Source organism: Belliella aquatica, assembly GCF_014637795.1.
GTDB classification, from domain to species: domain Bacteria; phylum Bacteroidota; class Bacteroidia; order Cytophagales; family Cyclobacteriaceae; genus Belliella; species Belliella aquatica.
The window spans coordinates 420,500-436,578 of record NZ_BMFD01000002.1; the positions used below are offsets into that span (position 1 = coordinate 420,500).

General features: G+C 34.6%; 18 protein-coding genes. 10 read left to right on the forward strand and 8 right to left on the reverse strand.

Annotation, left to right across the window (positions count from 1 at the left end; genetic code table 11):
* Positions 1–528 precede the first annotated feature (528 nt).
* From IEV57_RS04560 to IEV57_RS04570, 3 genes are read right to left on the reverse strand one after another with little or no spacing between them, the layout of a single operon-like run.
* Complete coding sequence (locus tag IEV57_RS04560; RefSeq protein ID WP_188440111.1) at positions 529–1,467, reverse strand: HipA domain-containing protein; 939 nt, start codon at positions 1,465–1,467, stop codon at positions 529–531.
* A 5-nt stretch (positions 1,468–1,472) separates the two neighbouring features.
* Positions 1,473–1,799 (reverse strand): HipA N-terminal domain-containing protein, encoded by a 327-nt coding sequence (locus IEV57_RS04565; RefSeq protein ID WP_229744224.1) that lies wholly within the window; start codon positions 1,797–1,799, stop codon positions 1,473–1,475.
* Entirely contained in the window at positions 1,789–2,001 is a 213-nt protein-coding gene (locus IEV57_RS04570) for a helix-turn-helix transcriptional regulator (RefSeq protein ID WP_188440112.1), read from the reverse strand. The genes IEV57_RS04565 and IEV57_RS04570 overlap by 11 nt, the downstream gene beginning before the upstream one ends.
* 1,295 nt (positions 2,002–3,296) lie before the next feature.
* On the opposite strand from IEV57_RS04570, the gene IEV57_RS19340 reads away from it, so the two are divergent.
* The 5 genes from IEV57_RS19340 (at position 3,297) to IEV57_RS04595 (ending at position 8,024) form a co-directional block, all read left to right on the forward strand.
* A complete protein-coding gene (locus tag IEV57_RS19340; protein ID WP_373282211.1) occupies positions 3,297–3,659 on the forward strand; it encodes a type II toxin-antitoxin system HipA family toxin in 363 nt (120 codons plus the stop codon).
* Positions 3,660–3,847: 188 nt separating this feature from the next.
* Positions 3,848–4,618: a DUF6577 family protein gene (locus tag IEV57_RS04580; RefSeq protein ID WP_188440114.1), complete on the forward strand. Its 771-nt coding sequence runs from the start codon at positions 3,848–3,850 to the stop codon at positions 4,616–4,618.
* Between the two features lie 90 nt (positions 4,619–4,708).
* Positions 4,709–5,671, forward strand: a complete 963-nt coding sequence (locus IEV57_RS04585; protein ID WP_188440116.1) for a nucleotidyl transferase AbiEii/AbiGii toxin family protein — start codon at positions 4,709–4,711, stop codon at positions 5,669–5,671.
* 42 nt (positions 5,672–5,713) lie between these two features.
* Positions 5,714–7,057 (forward strand): dihydroorotase, encoded by a 1,344-nt coding sequence (locus IEV57_RS04590; RefSeq protein WP_188440118.1) that lies wholly within the window; start codon positions 5,714–5,716, stop codon positions 7,055–7,057.
* Between the two features lie 130 nt (positions 7,058–7,187).
* Positions 7,188–8,024, forward strand: a complete 837-nt coding sequence (locus tag IEV57_RS04595; RefSeq protein ID WP_188440120.1) for a DUF6671 family protein — start codon at positions 7,188–7,190, stop codon at positions 8,022–8,024.
* A 381-nt stretch (positions 8,025–8,405) separates the two neighbouring features.
* Here IEV57_RS04595 and IEV57_RS04600 read toward each other — a convergent pair whose 3' ends face one another.
* Positions 8,406–8,876 carry a JAB domain-containing protein gene (locus IEV57_RS04600; protein ID WP_188440122.1) on the reverse strand — a complete coding sequence of 157 codons (471 nt, stop codon included), beginning with the start codon at positions 8,874–8,876 and terminating at the stop codon, positions 8,406–8,408.
* Between the two features lie 398 nt (positions 8,877–9,274).
* Here IEV57_RS04600 and IEV57_RS04605 point away from each other — a divergent pair, with 398 nt between their 5' ends.
* The 5 genes from IEV57_RS04605 (at position 9,275) to nudK (ending at position 12,719) form a co-directional block, all read left to right on the forward strand.
* Positions 9,275–9,883: a DUF6088 family protein gene (locus tag IEV57_RS04605; protein WP_229744226.1), complete on the forward strand. Its 609-nt coding sequence runs from the start codon at positions 9,275–9,277 to the stop codon at positions 9,881–9,883.
* Complete coding sequence (locus IEV57_RS04610; RefSeq protein ID WP_188440124.1) at positions 9,870–10,895, forward strand: nucleotidyl transferase AbiEii/AbiGii toxin family protein; 1,026 nt, start codon at positions 9,870–9,872, stop codon at positions 10,893–10,895. The genes IEV57_RS04605 and IEV57_RS04610 overlap by 14 nt, the downstream gene beginning before the upstream one ends.
* Positions 10,896–11,134: 239 nt before the next feature.
* Entirely contained in the window at positions 11,135–11,731 is a 597-nt protein-coding gene (locus IEV57_RS04615; RefSeq protein WP_188440126.1) for a Crp/Fnr family transcriptional regulator, read from the forward strand.
* A gap of 57 nt (positions 11,732–11,788) precedes the next feature.
* The gene (locus IEV57_RS04620; protein WP_188440128.1) at positions 11,789–12,145 is read left to right on the forward strand and encodes a DUF4406 domain-containing protein; all 357 of its coding nucleotides are present in this window, start codon (positions 11,789–11,791) and stop codon (positions 12,143–12,145) included.
* Positions 12,135–12,719 carry a GDP-mannose pyrophosphatase NudK gene (nudK, locus tag IEV57_RS04625; RefSeq protein ID WP_188440129.1) on the forward strand — a complete coding sequence of 195 codons (585 nt, stop codon included), beginning with the start codon at positions 12,135–12,137 and terminating at the stop codon, positions 12,717–12,719. The genes IEV57_RS04620 and nudK overlap by 11 nt, the downstream gene beginning before the upstream one ends.
* Positions 12,720–12,833: 114 nt before the next feature.
* Here nudK and IEV57_RS04630 read toward each other — a convergent pair whose 3' ends face one another.
* The 4 genes from IEV57_RS04630 to IEV57_RS04645 are packed head-to-tail and all read right to left on the reverse strand — an operon-like array spanning position 12,834 to position 16,075.
* Complete coding sequence (locus IEV57_RS04630; protein WP_188440131.1) at positions 12,834–13,631, reverse strand: hypothetical protein; 798 nt, start codon at positions 13,629–13,631, stop codon at positions 12,834–12,836.
* A gap of 12 nt (positions 13,632–13,643) precedes the next feature.
* Positions 13,644–14,477: a conjugative transposon protein TraN gene (gene traN / locus IEV57_RS04635; protein ID WP_188440133.1), complete on the reverse strand. Its 834-nt coding sequence runs from the start codon at positions 14,475–14,477 to the stop codon at positions 13,644–13,646.
* Between the two features lie 9 nt (positions 14,478–14,486).
* Positions 14,487–15,740, reverse strand: coding sequence for a conjugative transposon protein TraM (gene traM, locus IEV57_RS04640; protein ID WP_188440136.1), 1,254 nt, complete (start codon positions 15,738–15,740; stop codon positions 14,487–14,489).
* Positions 15,722–16,075 carry a hypothetical protein gene (locus tag IEV57_RS04645; RefSeq protein ID WP_188440137.1) on the reverse strand — a complete coding sequence of 118 codons (354 nt, stop codon included), beginning with the start codon at positions 16,073–16,075 and terminating at the stop codon, positions 15,722–15,724. Before IEV57_RS04645 ends, traM begins: the two co-directional genes overlap by 19 nt.
* Positions 16,076–16,079 lie beyond the last annotated feature (4 nt).

Sequence of the window (16,079 nt, forward strand, 5' to 3'; positions counted from 1 at the left end):
ATCACCTTGACCCTCATGATCCCCTTTGAGAGGATACTATTCTTGATAAAATCAGATAAAGCAACCTTAAAATCACTTAGATAGATTTCTTTCAAAAGGAACTGATAACCTTTAAATTGACATGTCTCTCCGATAAATCCCTGAAAGGTCTGATTAGCCGCATCGTTTAAAGTTTAAGTGCAGGTGATTTCTTTACCGTCAACTTTCCATTCGAGTTTAATCGCATATTCTTTCAGAGGTAATTGGCAAAATCTCACTCCTTGCGCTAAAGCTTTGGCCCTCGCACAGAAGAAATCTGACACTGAATGACAGGTGGAGCAGAATAAATTCTCCTCGGCCATCCTTTCCTGCATATGCCGTCTACCTAGAAACCCATCAGCAAAAAATATCAGGCATATATGGCTGACTTATTCCTAATTTTGAACAAAATAGAGCAAAGAAATTATCAAAAAATCAAAGGTTAAAATTTTATAATTCCTAAAATACTGACAAAACTTTAATTCTGACTAGGATTCAAATACTAAAACTTTAGCCTATCGTTTCAAGCCTATCGGATAAAATTTCTGTATACTGTTCCTTAAAATCTTTGCTCAGAAAACTTTTTTGGATCATTTCCATCCATTGAGGTTTAGCATCAATCATTTTGTTAAATATAAAATCCTGTTGTTTTTTATCAAGGCCGGCAGATGTGAAAGCTTGAATAAAATCATTTTTCCTGATTCTATTCTTTTTACCATTTAAACTAAGAGCCATTTGCTCCTGGTCATCAGGATTGACAAGCGTGGTATTGAGCATGTCATATCCTTGACTTAAAACAGGACCTATATTGGGTTGATAAATCAAAGAGAAATTTTTGAGATGCATATCTGCATTGCTAGTAAGAAAGCAAAAAAGAACTTGCTCGTAAAAGTTAACAAGATCCAATCCAGGGGTTTTAGAGTACTTTTTGATTGCTTTGGCAATCTGTTCATACGAGCCTCTATATTTGTCCTCCGTCAATCTTTCAGTCAATTGACACATGTCTTCCATATGGATTTTGCCCGTTTTGGTACGGTCTATCCTTTTGGTGATATAAGCGAGGTTTCCTGAATTCATCCTGATCAAAGAATGAGGGACAACTTTGATTTTAGCAATTGCAGCAAGATGCATGGTTAGATCCTCCACTTCTGGAAGTTGTGGGTAGCTAGCTGAAGAAGGTTTTAGGATATACCCACCCCATAATCCCACTATTGTAAATCTTTTGGGACCATTTTTTTGTGAAGTAATATGAAGTGAAAGTTTAGGCTGCACTCCTGTCAATCCTGTTTGCTTTTCAATTACGGATTTAGCCAAGGACTCAAGTTCTTGCTCTGAATAAGGCAGATGGGGCACATTTGAAGAGGCAAATATTTTCCTGCTACATTTAGGATGGAAGTCTGTTTCAAAATCATCTAACAGCCCGTAACAATAAAGACATCTTTTTTCCATATCTGTCAGTCGATATCAGGTTCTATACTGACAGCTCCTATTGTGTCTTTACAACACAATAGGAGTAGTCCCATTCTATCTCTGGGATCCAGCTTCCAGTTTTTAACTGCAATATCCAACATCCATCCCTCGGGTATCAATCCATCAAAAAATGGTAACATTGTTAGAGAATGATGAGGTGCTTTTTGCAATGGTATCGTCAGGCTGATTGGTTCCACGCCTTCTCTATTGAGATATTCCTCTGAATAATTGAAATGATAGCCAGTTTCATCTTGTATAAATTTTCCCGCAAGGATACCATGCATATATACTTTTGCTGTTTTATTGCTCATCTTCTATATTTATATTCTCTATTGGTCCAAGTTGATGCCCAAACATGGATAAGACCTGATTAACCTTATCCATCCTCAATGTTTTCTTTCCCTGTTCCAGATCCCTAAGGAATCTCAAGCCAACTCCGGCTTTTTGAGCCAGCTCTGGCTGTGTCAGCTTAACTGCGTTTCTTTTTGCTTTTACAAATTTCGCTAAATCCATGTATATACCCTTTCAGGGATAAATATAAGAAAAACAAATAAAGTATACCATAAAGGGTATAAAATAAATTTTACAATAAATAATTATATCACTTAGGGTATAAAAAATGAATTAGATATAAAATTATACCTGAAAGGGTATAGATTTAAAATATAAAACAAAAAGAATCTTGGAGAATTGGATTTTCATTTATAATCTAATATTTTTCAACTTGACTAACTAACAATTTATCTACTTCACATTTAAAAAATTATACTTCCCAAATAAAGGAGGCCTCCTCCTCCCCTGTTATTTAGGTTGTGTCATCCGTTGCATCATTTTTTTACAAAAAAAGCAACAACGAAACATGGATAATCAATTAATATTTTTTGAATTATAAAAGCACTGATCTTTTCCCTGTATTTAGTAATCAATAAATGAATATATATTCAGAAGGAATTATTGAAATCAGCTGTCTAGAATAGTCTTTTATATTTCAATTCACGAAGTATGCTTTTGCTAAATCAATAACCTTTTAGATTAGAAAATTTTACTTTAGAAAGGGAAGTAGTATAAAAATTAGTGAACAAGTTGAATTTGATGGTAGGTCGAATACTAAGTATAAAAACTGGAAAGAGTTGGGATGACTATTATTTGATAAATCGGCCATATGTGTTGGTAAAAACATACGTTAAGCTAATTAAAAACATATAGCGATGGGAAAAACCAACAACAAGATAATGCAAATGTCCGACACTACCATTGATAGATACATCGGTCACTTTATTAAACATACAAGAAGTGAATAAAATTAAACATAAGAACAACTAGCGGAGCTATCAAGTTTAAATCGCTGGACTTGAGGACAGATAGAAAGTGGCGAATCGGTAACACTCTAAAGTCTCATATAAATACTAAGAGCGTTAGGTTGTCTTTTCATACTAGAAGCGATTAGAAGTAAGAAATTAGTCCTCTAGAATGCGCTAAACTGAAAAAACAACAGGCTAAAAAGCGGATAAGAAATAAGACCAAAGACAAAAATGATACAGAAGATTTAGGATGGTAGATATAGCAGAGATTAAAATATGGGGTGAGCTTGCTGGAGCTATACGCTGGGATAATGAACAACAATTAGGCTATTTTGAATATGACTCCAAGCTTCTTTAAAAAGGTTGAGACCTATCTCTTATTAAAAAGCCTATTGAAAATGAATCTCTTGTTTACAGTTTTCCTGAATTAAGACAAGGGTAAGGACAAACAGAAGATGCTTTTAAAAGTTTAACTGACTTAAATTCTGATGCACTACCAGACAAAAAATGTTTCGTAGGATGGTATTTAATGTATTGGCAACAAACTATGACGATCATACCAAAAACTTTTCATTTATCTTAAAAAAAGGGGGAGCTTGGCGATTAGCTCCTGCTTATGATTTGTGTTTTTCATTTGATGCAACCAACCATTGGGTTAGCAAACAAACCTTAAGCGTAAATGGTAAAAGACTGGACATCACCAAATCGGATTTAATGACGATTGCGAAAGAAAATAACATTAAAAAAGGAGAAAAAATAGTTGATGAAATCAATCCAGTGATCAAATCATGGAGAGAATATGCAAAAAAAGCTGGCGTAAGGGCTGATTTACAGGAAAGAATACATCAAAACCTGAATATTCTGTTATAAATTGAATTAGCAGAAAACATTAATCCGTTGAGGGAGATTCATGCTTAAAAAATTACTCATAAATGCCAGTAAATTTACTTACTGGCATTTATGAGTATTATTAATAAATGCCATTTTATTTGTATTATTGGCAACAATAAGCAGTTTTGTAGTTTATCAAAAAAGTTAAACACTTGTAAAGTCTAGCTATGTCCAAAATCATTGATCATCAACTATCGAAGCATTTTAGAGGTAAAGATCATTTTGATCGAGACACTCTTAGTTCCTTTTTGACTGGTTTAGATCCTGAAATTACCGAAAGTGCTTTAACCTGGAGAATTCATGACTTGGTTAAGCGTAAAGTGATTGACCAAGTGAAATTGGGGGTTTATATCATTTCTAATAAAGAAACTTACCAACCTTTTATCTCAGATAAACTAGCTAGATTATCTAAAATTGTAGTCAAAGAATTTGATAAATTGGAATATTGCCTTTGGAGTACCGAGTGGCTCAATGATTTTACCCAACACCAATTGGGAACCTTCTTTTATATCCTGGAGGTTGAAAAGGATTTTGTAGAGGAGGTATTCAATGCGTATTCAGAAAATAGGCAATACAGAGTTTATTTGGATCCCAAAGAAGATATAATAGAACGCTACATGGAAAGTGGAATTTCAATTGTAATTAAACCTCTAATCAGCCGTTCTCCAAAACAAAAAGTTGCTGGAAAAGAGAAGTCCAAGGATAAAATCTATGTACCCACCTTGGAGAAAATATTGATCGACGTGTATAGCGATGAAGTAACCTTCTACGCCATTCAAGGAAGCGAAATGAATACACTTTTTGAAAATGCATTAAAACGCTATCAAATCAATTTCACCAAACTCATTAGCTACGCTAGAAGAAGAAATAAAGATGAACAAATTAAAAATTACTTGAACAACAACTTTGACGACTATGTCAAAGACATTTTAACCTGATAAAATCACATTAGTTTTACTAAGGCATGGATCAACGGTTTCAAACAGCAAAAGCGTTTAAATCGTATTAATCCTCCTATATTGGAGAAGATGATACAAGCTCTTTCCTTATTGCAACAACTCAAGGCCCCTGGCTTAGAGTTCATCTTTAAAGGTGGAACAAGCCTTATTTTATTGCTTTCTAAGTCAAGGCGTTTTTCTGTGGATATTGATATTATTACTCATCAAAATCGAGTGGAAGTAGAAACTATCCTGGACAAAGTGGTGGCAAACTCACATTTCAATAGTTGGGTCTTACAAGATAGAAGGAGCTACAAAGAAGGCGTTCCAAAAGCTCATTACGAATTTGATTATGAATCCAGCCTTAACCAAAGTGCTCATTTTGTGCTGTTAGATATTCTGTTTGAGCAAACCGACTACCCAAGAATTTTATCTACGCCCATTCAATCGGAATGGATAGAATCAGAAGAAGTCTTTGAAGTTAATGTACCATCTATCGAATCCATTTTAGGAGATAAACTTACAGCCTTTGCACCAAATACAATTGGGATTTTATATGGTAAAGACAAAGAGCAAGAAATCATCAAGCAGACTTTTGATATAGGTTGTCTGTTTGAGGAAGCAGAAAAAGTTGAAGAAATTTCTTTGAGCTTTGAGAGAATTGGAGCCAAGGAAATCAACTACCGTGAACTTGAAATTGGTTTAAGTGATGTACTGGACGATATTTTCATAACTTCCTTGTTCATAGCCAAACGAACCAAGAATACCGAAGAACATGATAAAACAAAGTTTGCTGAACTCACCACCGGAATACGCAGGTTCGAGGGGTTTCTGATTGCTGAAAACTTCAAAATTGAAGATGCCATACTTGCAGCAGGTAAGGCAGCCTACCTAGCCAAAAAATTAAAGAATAAAGACTTTTCTCCTTTGGAAAAATTTAATGGTCAGGACCACATTAAACTAGAAGTACCTGGAGAATTAAACTTCCTCAACAAGCTTAAAAAGTCAAGGAACAAAGCAGCTTTTTTCTATTGGTTAAAGGAGTTAAATTAGCGTTTAAAAGTTTAAAGGAATAAAATTAGCATCAGAAAGAAAATGGCGGAAAAAACGATAATCAAAAATATCAGTATAGTTAATGAAGGTCAAATACTTATTGCAGACTTACTTATTGTAGATGGATTAATTCAAAAAATTGGTAAAGTCACTGATGACAAAAGTTTCTCCTTGATTGATGGAACAGGAAAGTATTTATTTCCGGGGATAATTGATGGACAGGTTCATTTCCGTGACCCAGGACTAACTCATAAAGGTGATTTATACACAGAAAGTAAAGCTGCTATTGCTGGTGGAGTCACATCCTTCATAGACATGCCTAATACTTATCCGAATGTTTTGAGCATTGATCTCTTGAATGAAAAATATAAGCTTGCATCTGAAAAATCATTGGCTAATTTCGGCTTTTTCTTAGGAGTCAATGGAGATAACCTTGAGCAAGTTATACATACAGATACTTCCCAATTACTGGGTTTATCGGATGATGGGTTATATTTTACAAAAAAAGGAAATCTACTTGCGGATAACCCTGATATTATGGAAAGACTTTTTGCCAACTGCAAATCCATCATCGCTATTCATTCTGAGAAAGAGCAAATAGTAGAAGAAAATGAGTTGTTTTACAAAGAAAAATTTGGCGAAGACATCCCCATTGAATATCACCCAGTAATCAGAAGTGAAAAGGCTTGTTATGAAGCAACCAAAAGAGCAATTGAAATTGCTAAAAAATATCATGCGCGGCTTCATATCTTACACTTAACGACTGAAGCTGAAACTCACTTGTTCAGAAATGATATCCCTTTAAATGAAAAGCGTATCACGACTGAGGTATCGGTTCATCATTTATGGTTTTCTGATCAAGATTATAAACGGTTAGGACCTTTGATTAAATGGAATCCAGCAATCAAAACAGAAAAAGATCGCGTTGGGCTTTTGAAAGCTTTGATAGATAATAAAATTGATATTGTAACCACTGATCATGCGCCACACACCTTAGAAGAAAAAGAAAAACCATATTTTCAGTCGATGTCCGGAGCACCTATTGTGCAACATTCTCTAAACATTATGTTAGAATTTTACAAGCAAGGTTTAATTTCATTAGAAAAAATTGCTGAAAAGATGTGCCATAACCCCGCGATACTTTACCGCATTAAAAAAAGAGGTTACATCCGGGAAGGATACTTTGCAGACTTAACTATCGTCGACTTAAACTCAAGATGGACTGTTGATAAAGGTAATATTTTATCTAAATGTGGATGGTCTCCATTGGAAGGCACTACTTTTCAAACCAAGGTTACCCATACATTTGTGAATGGACATTTAGTTTTTAATCAGGGAAAATTTGACGAATCCGAAAGAGGTCAACAATTAAAGAACATATATTAAAGTATGCCCATCTGCAATAACACCCTTCCTACAAATAAGCAAAAAACAATCAATCATCCATAAATAATTGCTTATTCTTCAAAAAAGTAAGTTACTCAGAACGGTAAGAAATAAATAAAAATTTATTGTCATGTTTCAAAATAGAAGACTCGTAATTGCCACTAAACATCAAAAAGAAAAAGTAATTGGGCCAATTCTGAAAAAAGAATTAGGTATAAATTATTTCATTGATGAGAACTTTGATACAGATCAATTAGGGACATTTACTGGTGAAATAGAAAGAGAACTTGATCCCATTTCGACTGTACGAGAAAAGTGTCTGAGAGCCATGAAGGTAAACAATTGTGATTTGGGAATTGCAAGTGAGGGTTCATTCGGTTCGCATCCTTCTTATTATTTTTTAAATGCTGACGATGAGTTTTTAATATTTATTGATACAAAAAACAACATAGAAATTATTGCTCGGGAGTTAAGTACTGAAACCAATTTTAACGGCAGAGAAATACATTCACAATTGGAATTAATGAAGTTTGCTGAGAATATAGGTTTCAATCAACATGCTATTATACTTCGTAAATCCAAGTATGAAAACACCGAGATTCATAAAGGGATAACGCGTCTAGAAGATTTAAAAAGATTATTTGAGGAATTATATTCTAAGTACAATTCTGTTTATGCTGAAACAGATATGAGGGCTATGTACAATCCGACACGAATGCAAGTGATCCAAAAAGCAGCAGAAAAATTAGTGCAAAAGATCAAATCTACATGCCCTCACTGTGAAATGCCTGGTTTTTCAATAACAGAAGCGAAAAGAGGTCTAATCTGTAGCTTATGCGGATTGCCTACCAATTCTCCACTAAGTTATATTTATACATGTCAAAGATGTCAATTCAAAAAAGAAGACTTTCATCCGAATAACAAAACTACAGAAGACCCCATGTACTGCGATAACTGTAATCCATGATCGTGACATATACTAAACTATAATGAAAGAAGTATTTAAATCCATCACCTATAATCTCTCGAATAAATCGTTATCGTCCAAAGTCTAAAAATATAAACCAACGATAGAAATAAACCCTTTGTATTATTATCAGTATGCCTTTGTAAAAAAGAGTACATATCAGATATTACAATATTTCATTTGCATATTTATTGAAAATGCGCTATTGAAATTTATTGATCTTTAGAGATGAAATCTATAACTAGGAAATATGAATCAAGTAAGGAAAGAATACTAAAAAATGATAATGTTAGGCAATGTACAACACATAAAATAGTTTAGTAGCAAATTAAAAAAGTAGAATTAAAAATGCTCAATCTTACGAATGACCAAAAAGAGAGGTTATAACAACCCCTCGTCTGCAAATGAATAATAGGCTTCTTCGGTAAGAATTATGTGATCTAAAAGTGTTATGTCAAATATCTTACAGCCTTCTTTGATCTTTTGAGTTAATCTTCTGTCCTGTTCAGAGCTACTCAAGTTTCCAGAAGGATGATTGTGGGCTAAGATAATTGAAGATGCATTTCCTTTGATCGCGGTTGCAAAAACCAGTTTCAAATCTACCGTTACACAAGTTGTTCCTCCGATTCCAATTTTACAAATTCCAATGACTTGATTGCATCTGCTTACCAACATCACCTTAAATTCTTCTACAAACCCAAGGCTATCTTTATCCCAATTTTCTCTTAATATTTCACTCGCATGCTGAGAGCATTTAATTTTAGGTCTAAGAGAAGGTTTTATCTTGTGGCTATATGAAAGTTTGATTTCTGCCACTACATTTTCCTGAAAGTTTGTGTTTAACGTTTCCATAACATTTTCATTTAAGTTTTGAATTTGATTATGGTGCCGTATCAGTTTTTTGCCAATCAAGACCAAGAGGAAAAGGAATAAATGAAGGCCTTGCGGGGAGACACGTGTTTATGCCGGAAGCTCTTGGGCGCTACAGCAGGCAAAAAACTAAATTTGTACTATAATGGAATTCCAATTAAAATTGACCCTTTTTAATTGTCTTCATTAGATGGAATAATAAGGAGTATGTTGAAAAGTCTTGAATCCAATTACTTGAAATTTAATCAATTAATTAGGGCAATATAATTAAAACTTATCTTTTATTCTGTCACAATTATTGACATAATTTGTGACAAATTTATTAGATAAAGTGTCACAAAAAAAACCTATATTTGTGACAAATAAATGAAAATATAATTGTGGAAAGTGTTGAAAAACAGGTAGAAAAATCAATTAAACGGAGACCCTTAGGATCTTTGTTTTTTTCCGGTGACTTCACAGATCTAGGATCGTCAGATGCTATAAGAAAAGCATTAGATAGATTAGAAGATAAGATGATCATCTCCCGCATTTCTCGAGGTATTTATACTAGACCCAAAAAAAGTAAACTAATTGGTCAAGTAATGCCTTCTGCTGAGGAAGTTGCTGAAGCTATCATCAAGCGAGATAAGATAAGAACTATGCCAACTGGCGCTTATGCTCTCAATGCATTAGGATTAAGCACTCAGGTACCCATGCGGATTGTTTTATTAACTGATGGCACACCAAGAGAAATAAAAATAGGAAAGCGTACGATTAAGTTTAAAAAAACAACCCCAAAAAATTTGTTGGCTAAAGGAAAAATAAGCCGTCTTGTCATACAAGCTCTAAAAGAAATAGGAAATGGGAATCTTTCAAAAGTTGAAGAAACCAAGATACTTAACCTGCTTAAGGAAGAAGACAAAAAGAATTTAATCCATGATATTGAACTTGCACCAGTTTGGATTCAAGGAATTATGAAAAAAGCGTTAAAGAATGGAGAAAACTAAATTTTATACTCTTAATGAATCTGAAAGAAAACTCATATTTCAGGATATCAGTAATACAACAGGTATGCCTTCATTTGCTATCGAGAAAGACTGGTGGGTAACTCAGGCCTTAACTATAATATTTGAAATGGAAGTGGGTAAACATCTCGTTTTCAAAGGGGGAACATCTTTAAGTAAAGCATGGAAACTTATTAAGCGGTTTTCAGAAGATGTTGATTTAGCAATTGATCGTGCTTTCCTAGGTTTCGAGGGAGAACTTTCAAAAAAGCAAAGAACCAATCTTAGAAAAAAAGCTGGTGAGTATACAACTGGACCATTTTGTATGGAGCTAGAAACACGCTTCAATGAAAAAGGATTTGAAAATCTAAGCTTTGAAGTGGTTGAGGCAAAGGATAGTGATCAAGATCCTAGAGTTATTCTAATTCACTATCCAAATCTATTTGAAACACCAAATTACGTTCTACCAAGAGTACAAATCGAAGTGGGTTGTAGATCATTACGTGAACCATTCACCATAAGACAATTTGGATCACTTGTAGATGAACTCTATCAAGGTAAAACATTTGCCTCACCATTAATTAATATTCCAACGGTAAATCCTGAAAGAACATTTTTAGAAAAGCTATTTTTACTTCATGAGGAGTTTCACAGGCCTCCAGAAAAAATTAGAATTGATCGTTTAAGCAGACATTTGTATGACATCCATCAATTAGCAAGTTCTGAAGTGGCAGAAAAAGCCTTTTATGACCAAGAACTTTATGAAACAATAGTCAACCATAGATATTCTTTTTCAAAAGTGGGCGGTGTGGATTATAATGGGCTTTTTCCAAAAGCACTGAATCCAACACCATTGCCAAATGTGATTGATGCTTGGGAAGCCGATTACAAAAAGATGCGTGAAGAGATGATTTATGAAGAAAACCCTCCAACATTTACAGAATTGATCTTATCTATTGAGTTATTGAAAGTAAAGCTTTCAAAGCTTGAATGGGAAATCAACTTTTTAAAATGATCAACACAGCCCACTCAAAATAATCTTTATACCATTACCTTTAGTAGTTCAGATGTAAAACCTCTCTTTTATAACACGAAAACTCCCTAAAGTATTTACATCTATTATTGAGTGATTTTAAATTGCTTATTTTTTTAAATATATTTAGAAAGTTTGTTGATTAATTCTAATGGTTTAAAAATAAGCTCTCTTTGATTAATTGAGTTCACTATAAATTGATTTTTAAATTCATATTCTTGATGAATACTTCATTATTGATTTCCAATATTTCTAAACACATCAGCTTAAATTCAAAACAAATGATTCTTATTGAATCCTTGATTGAAGAAAGAAGTGTCAAAAAAAATAATTATCTGATAGAGCAAGGTAGTGTATGCAAATACATATATTTTGTTAATTCTGGTCTATTGAGAGCTTATTGTTTGAGCCAAAATGGTAAGGAATCAACGGTAATGTTTGCCATCCAAGATTGGTGGGTTACAGATATGTTTTGCTTTTTAAACAGTAAGCCCGCAATGATTCAATTAAAAGCTATGCAGGATAGTGAAGTTCTGTGTTTATCAAAAGGTGGACTTGATCAAATTTTTGAAGAAATTCCAGAGTTCAATAAATTCTTCCGAATTTTGATGCAGAATGCTTATTGTAGAGAACAGCTCAGAATGATTCAAAATCTGACACTACCTGCGAAAGAGCGTTATGAGAATTTCTTAGCTAAATATCCAGTTATATCCGAAAAAGTCACCCTCAAGCAAATTGCTTCATATATAGGAGTAACTCCTGAATTTTTGAGTACAGTCAGAGATCCTAAAAAACAGGCTAAAAGTAAAAAATCTTAATGTATATTATTCTTTCTAAGTTCTTTATGCTCTTAATTTGATCAAAAATATTAAGCTATGTTAATATTAATTGCAGGACCTTACCGAAGTGGAACCCAAGATGATCCACTACTTATCAAACAAAATATGGATAATCTAGAAGCGATGGCCCTTCCACTCTTCAAAAAAGGACACATCCCAATCATTGGAGAATGGATAGCCTTACCTCTGATGAGACTAGCTGGATCAACAGAAATAGGAGATAGGGTTTGGAATGAAATTCAATATCCAGTTGCCCATAAGTTATTGAAAAAATGTGACGCCGTATTCAGGATATCTGGTGAGTCTAAAGGGGCAGATCAAGATGTGAAAATTGCCCAGGAAATGGGTCTTAAAATATATTATCACCTCGAAGAAATCCCCAATGAAGAATAAGAAAGTCAGAAATATTACCAGAGAAGTCCTTTCCAAAAACTGGTACAAACTTGAAAAAATTACTTTTGAATACCAACAAAAAAACGGGAATTGGCAGACGCAATCCAGAGAGTCTTATGACCGAGGAAATGGAGCCGTTATTATGCTTTACAACACTTCTAAAAATTCAGTGATCTTAGTAAAGCAATTTAGAATGCCTACTTATCTAAATGGGAATGAAGATGGTTTTTTAATTGAGGCGTGTGCTGGTCTTTTGGACAAAGACAATCCTGATGAATGTATTAGAAAAGAAGTAATAGAAGAAACTGGTTACCGTGTAGAAAAAGTAGAGAAAATATTTGAATCATACATGTCTCCTGGCTCAGTCACTGAGATTTTACATTTTTTCATTGGAGAATATACCGAAAATATGAAGGTAGCGAATGGTGGTGGACTTGTTGAAGAACAGGAGAATATTGAAGTTTTGGAGCTTCCATTCGCAAAAGCTATTGCAATGATATCATCCGGTGAAATCTGTGATGCAAAAACAATTATGTTGCTTCAATATTTAAAGCTTAATCAATTACTAGCCTGAGCATTTAATTAGCTCATAGAAGAATCAATAGAGAGCGAAATTTAAAAATTAAAAAACCACTGACTCAAGCGAGTCAGTGGTTTAATAACACTCAACACCAAATAAAATAAAACTTTATATTCCCTTTGCTCTTGCAGCTTTTGGAAGCTTAGGAGTTTTCGGCATGTTGATTTCAACTTTGCTTTTCAGCTTCTCTTTATAATTCACGTCTTTTTTTTTAGACTCTTCCTGACCTTCCCCTTTATCCAATTTCAAATCATTTGTTTTGACTGTCCGCATTTCACTGTCATAAACATTGATGGATTTGAATTTTGGATTTGCTTCAATAAACATAATTTCTTCCTTCCCTCCTCTTTCCATAGTAACTGGGTAAATATTCCCCTTACTCACTGCTTTGAGTAACCACTCAGATTTGGTAGGATCCTGCATTTCCTTGATAGGCAAATCCTCTAACACCTTCTTCATATCAAACCCATAATTTTCATGGTATTGATTCAATTTGAAGTTGCCATTCTCCTCTTTTACCCCCAAATCCAATTGAAGCCAAGCCTTGTAAGGTTCATTGTCAGCATTCAACAAACTTTTTTCAACCGCTCTTCCTTCCATCAAGTTGAAAGCTTCTTTGGCAGAGAGTCCTTGATTTTGATAAAATGTATGTTCTTTCATGGCAATGGCAGGATTGGCATTATGCAGCATTACATCCATTTTGTTAAAGAAATACCGTTCACTTTGACTGGACTGTTTGAAATGTAAGTTGAAATCAATATTCTTCTCTTCGAATTTCATACTTATTGGCAGTTCAAAAGCTTCCTTTCCTGCTTTGATCTGTTTTTCAAGTTCCACATTCAACTTGTCTTCAAATCCTGAATACTTTAATTTGTCTTTGAGGTAATCTAAATTTTCCTGATCCATAATTGATAAGATTTAATGGTTAATATCATATAGTCTTTTGGCTTTCAAAAGACGTTTCCCTTTGATTTTAAGGCTCATATTTCTATCACCCTTTTCTTCGTGAAGCAGCAGATGTAGTTGTTTTTTGTCTGCTATTGTAAACTGGGGGTAAGCCAGTACCATAACCTTGGTGTCTTTGGATGAAAGATTTGAACCTTGCTGAAGGTATTCATAGCGCTGGGGAATAAAATCTTCTCTGACACTTGTCCTTTTTACTTGTTTTTTATCTCTGATGACCGCATTGATTTCTTCGATTTCAAAAGGAATATTAGACTGATTCTCCAAACCCAATTGAAAATAGAGCACGCCATCTTTTTGATAAATCCCAAATAGATGATAGGCCATACGGTGCTTGCGCTGCTTTTTGATCGATCGCATAGGATTGCCAATAATTTGATTGACACAATTGAGGAAATCTGCCTGATCATGTGGAAAATCCAAAGTCAGTTTTTCGCTCTGCATCAGATCGTAAGTTGTTTTCATCGGATAATCTGAATACTGAACCTCAAACTTGTAAACCAAACCCTGATCTGTAACAACATGAAGGTTAGTATTTTCAAAGTAGCGCTTCCCTCCTTTGAGTTTAAGGATATTGCTTGCTGCGGCATCCTTTTGAGCTAGCAATGCTTTGCTTCCTCTATCAACTGAAAGGATATTCCCATCTAAAACCAAAACAGTTGTCTTATCCCAAGCCACTTCAAGAGGAGTTGGATGGCTGATTATTTTAGATTGTTGTTGTCCAAATACCGCTAATGGGGCAAGTACCATCAAAAGCAACAAGAACATAATATTTATACTGTTTTTCATATTCAGGAATTAAGCTTGATCAACTAGAAGTAAAGGATGGCCTTGTTTGACATTCACTTTCTTGAGTCTAGTCTTTTTACTTAGAAATCCTCTTGCTGTTTCTACACTTGTTGAAGCTAATTGTGCTTCTAAAGTAAATCCAGGTTGCACAGGTGCATAGCCTTGAACACCTTGTCCCAAGCCTTCTTTTGCAGCATCCCTACCAATGGCTCCTGGTATGGCTACGCCTGGCAAGGCATCCATTCCAAAAACTTCCAGTTTAACAGGTATCAGGTGATTTTCATAGCGGATGTGATCAACTTTTATTTTGAGTCTCTCACCATCTAATTGACAAACTCCATGCACTGCAGCACCAGACTCAAAGGTCAAACCGTTGATTTCGACAGGTTCTGTTAATGTCATTTTGATGCTGCTTCCAGATACCAATTGTTTATCTTCACCAATTATCGCTGGAAAAGAAGCAGGGACTGGCACTACCATTTGTTCAAGACTTCCCAATCCAAAAAATCCATTTTCCTCCTCACCTACCACTTCATTTTCATTCTTTAATGCTTCAGTTTTTGTATGGACTGAGAAAAACGGCTTTTCTCCTACTCCTTCTGAAACTGGAGGCGCAAATCTATCTGGATATTGCAATGCAAGAACTTTATCCATCAACCCTTCCAATTGTAACAATTCCGGATCTGGTTCTAAATGTTTGTTATGAAGTTTTTCCATCAATGCTTCAAGTCGATCAATATCTCCTGCGGTTGAAGCTCGTTCCAAAGGAATGTTATGATTTAATTCATAAGCAGGATCAAAATGATTTGGTAAACTGATGTTTGGATTCTGCTTTTGATTCAGGGTCATTGTTTCCTGTTGGGAAGTCAGCTTAATCAAGCTTTGCAGCTTTTCCTCAAGTGCTATTTCTTGAGCTTTCAGCTTTTGATCCGAGGCATGCAACTCAGAATTAAAAAGGATATCCTGATTGGAGTCCTTCAAACTCAAGTCTGGCTCCTCAACAGTTTGGGCATAAGGATCCATTCTGATTTCTTCCTTAAGTTTTCTTTCTTTATCCAAAGCTATTTCATAAGTATTCCATTTGTTGGCTTGACTTTCTTCTAGCATCACCTCAGGAATATCAGCCTTCAAGCCTGTACTTTCCTCAATATGCTGAGCAGGTTCAAGTAGCGTAATCCCAAACAGAAGCAATGGTACTGCGAATAGTGGAAATACTAAAAGCAGTACTTTTTTTTGATCGAATTTTAATCGTTGATTTTCCATGATGTATTTGTTTTTGGTTGAAATTTATTTTCTAAAGAGTCTTGCCAAACAGGGAATAAACCCACCGGTTTCATATCCCCTGCACTGATTGAAATTGACTTAGGAGACTTGGGATTGCTAGAGATTGTGCTTTTAAATAAGCCTTGTACCAATAAGCCTGAGGACACAAATGCCAAAAGGAGGTAGGTGCAGATTCGCTGTTGAATGGAGAGTCTTACTTCCAATTGATGGAGATAATGCGCAACAGCCATTTTGATTTGCTTTTCCTTGTAAAAGAGCAATTCAGCTAAACTTACTTTTTCAGGAGTTATACCTTTATGAATTATGTTTTCCATGGTC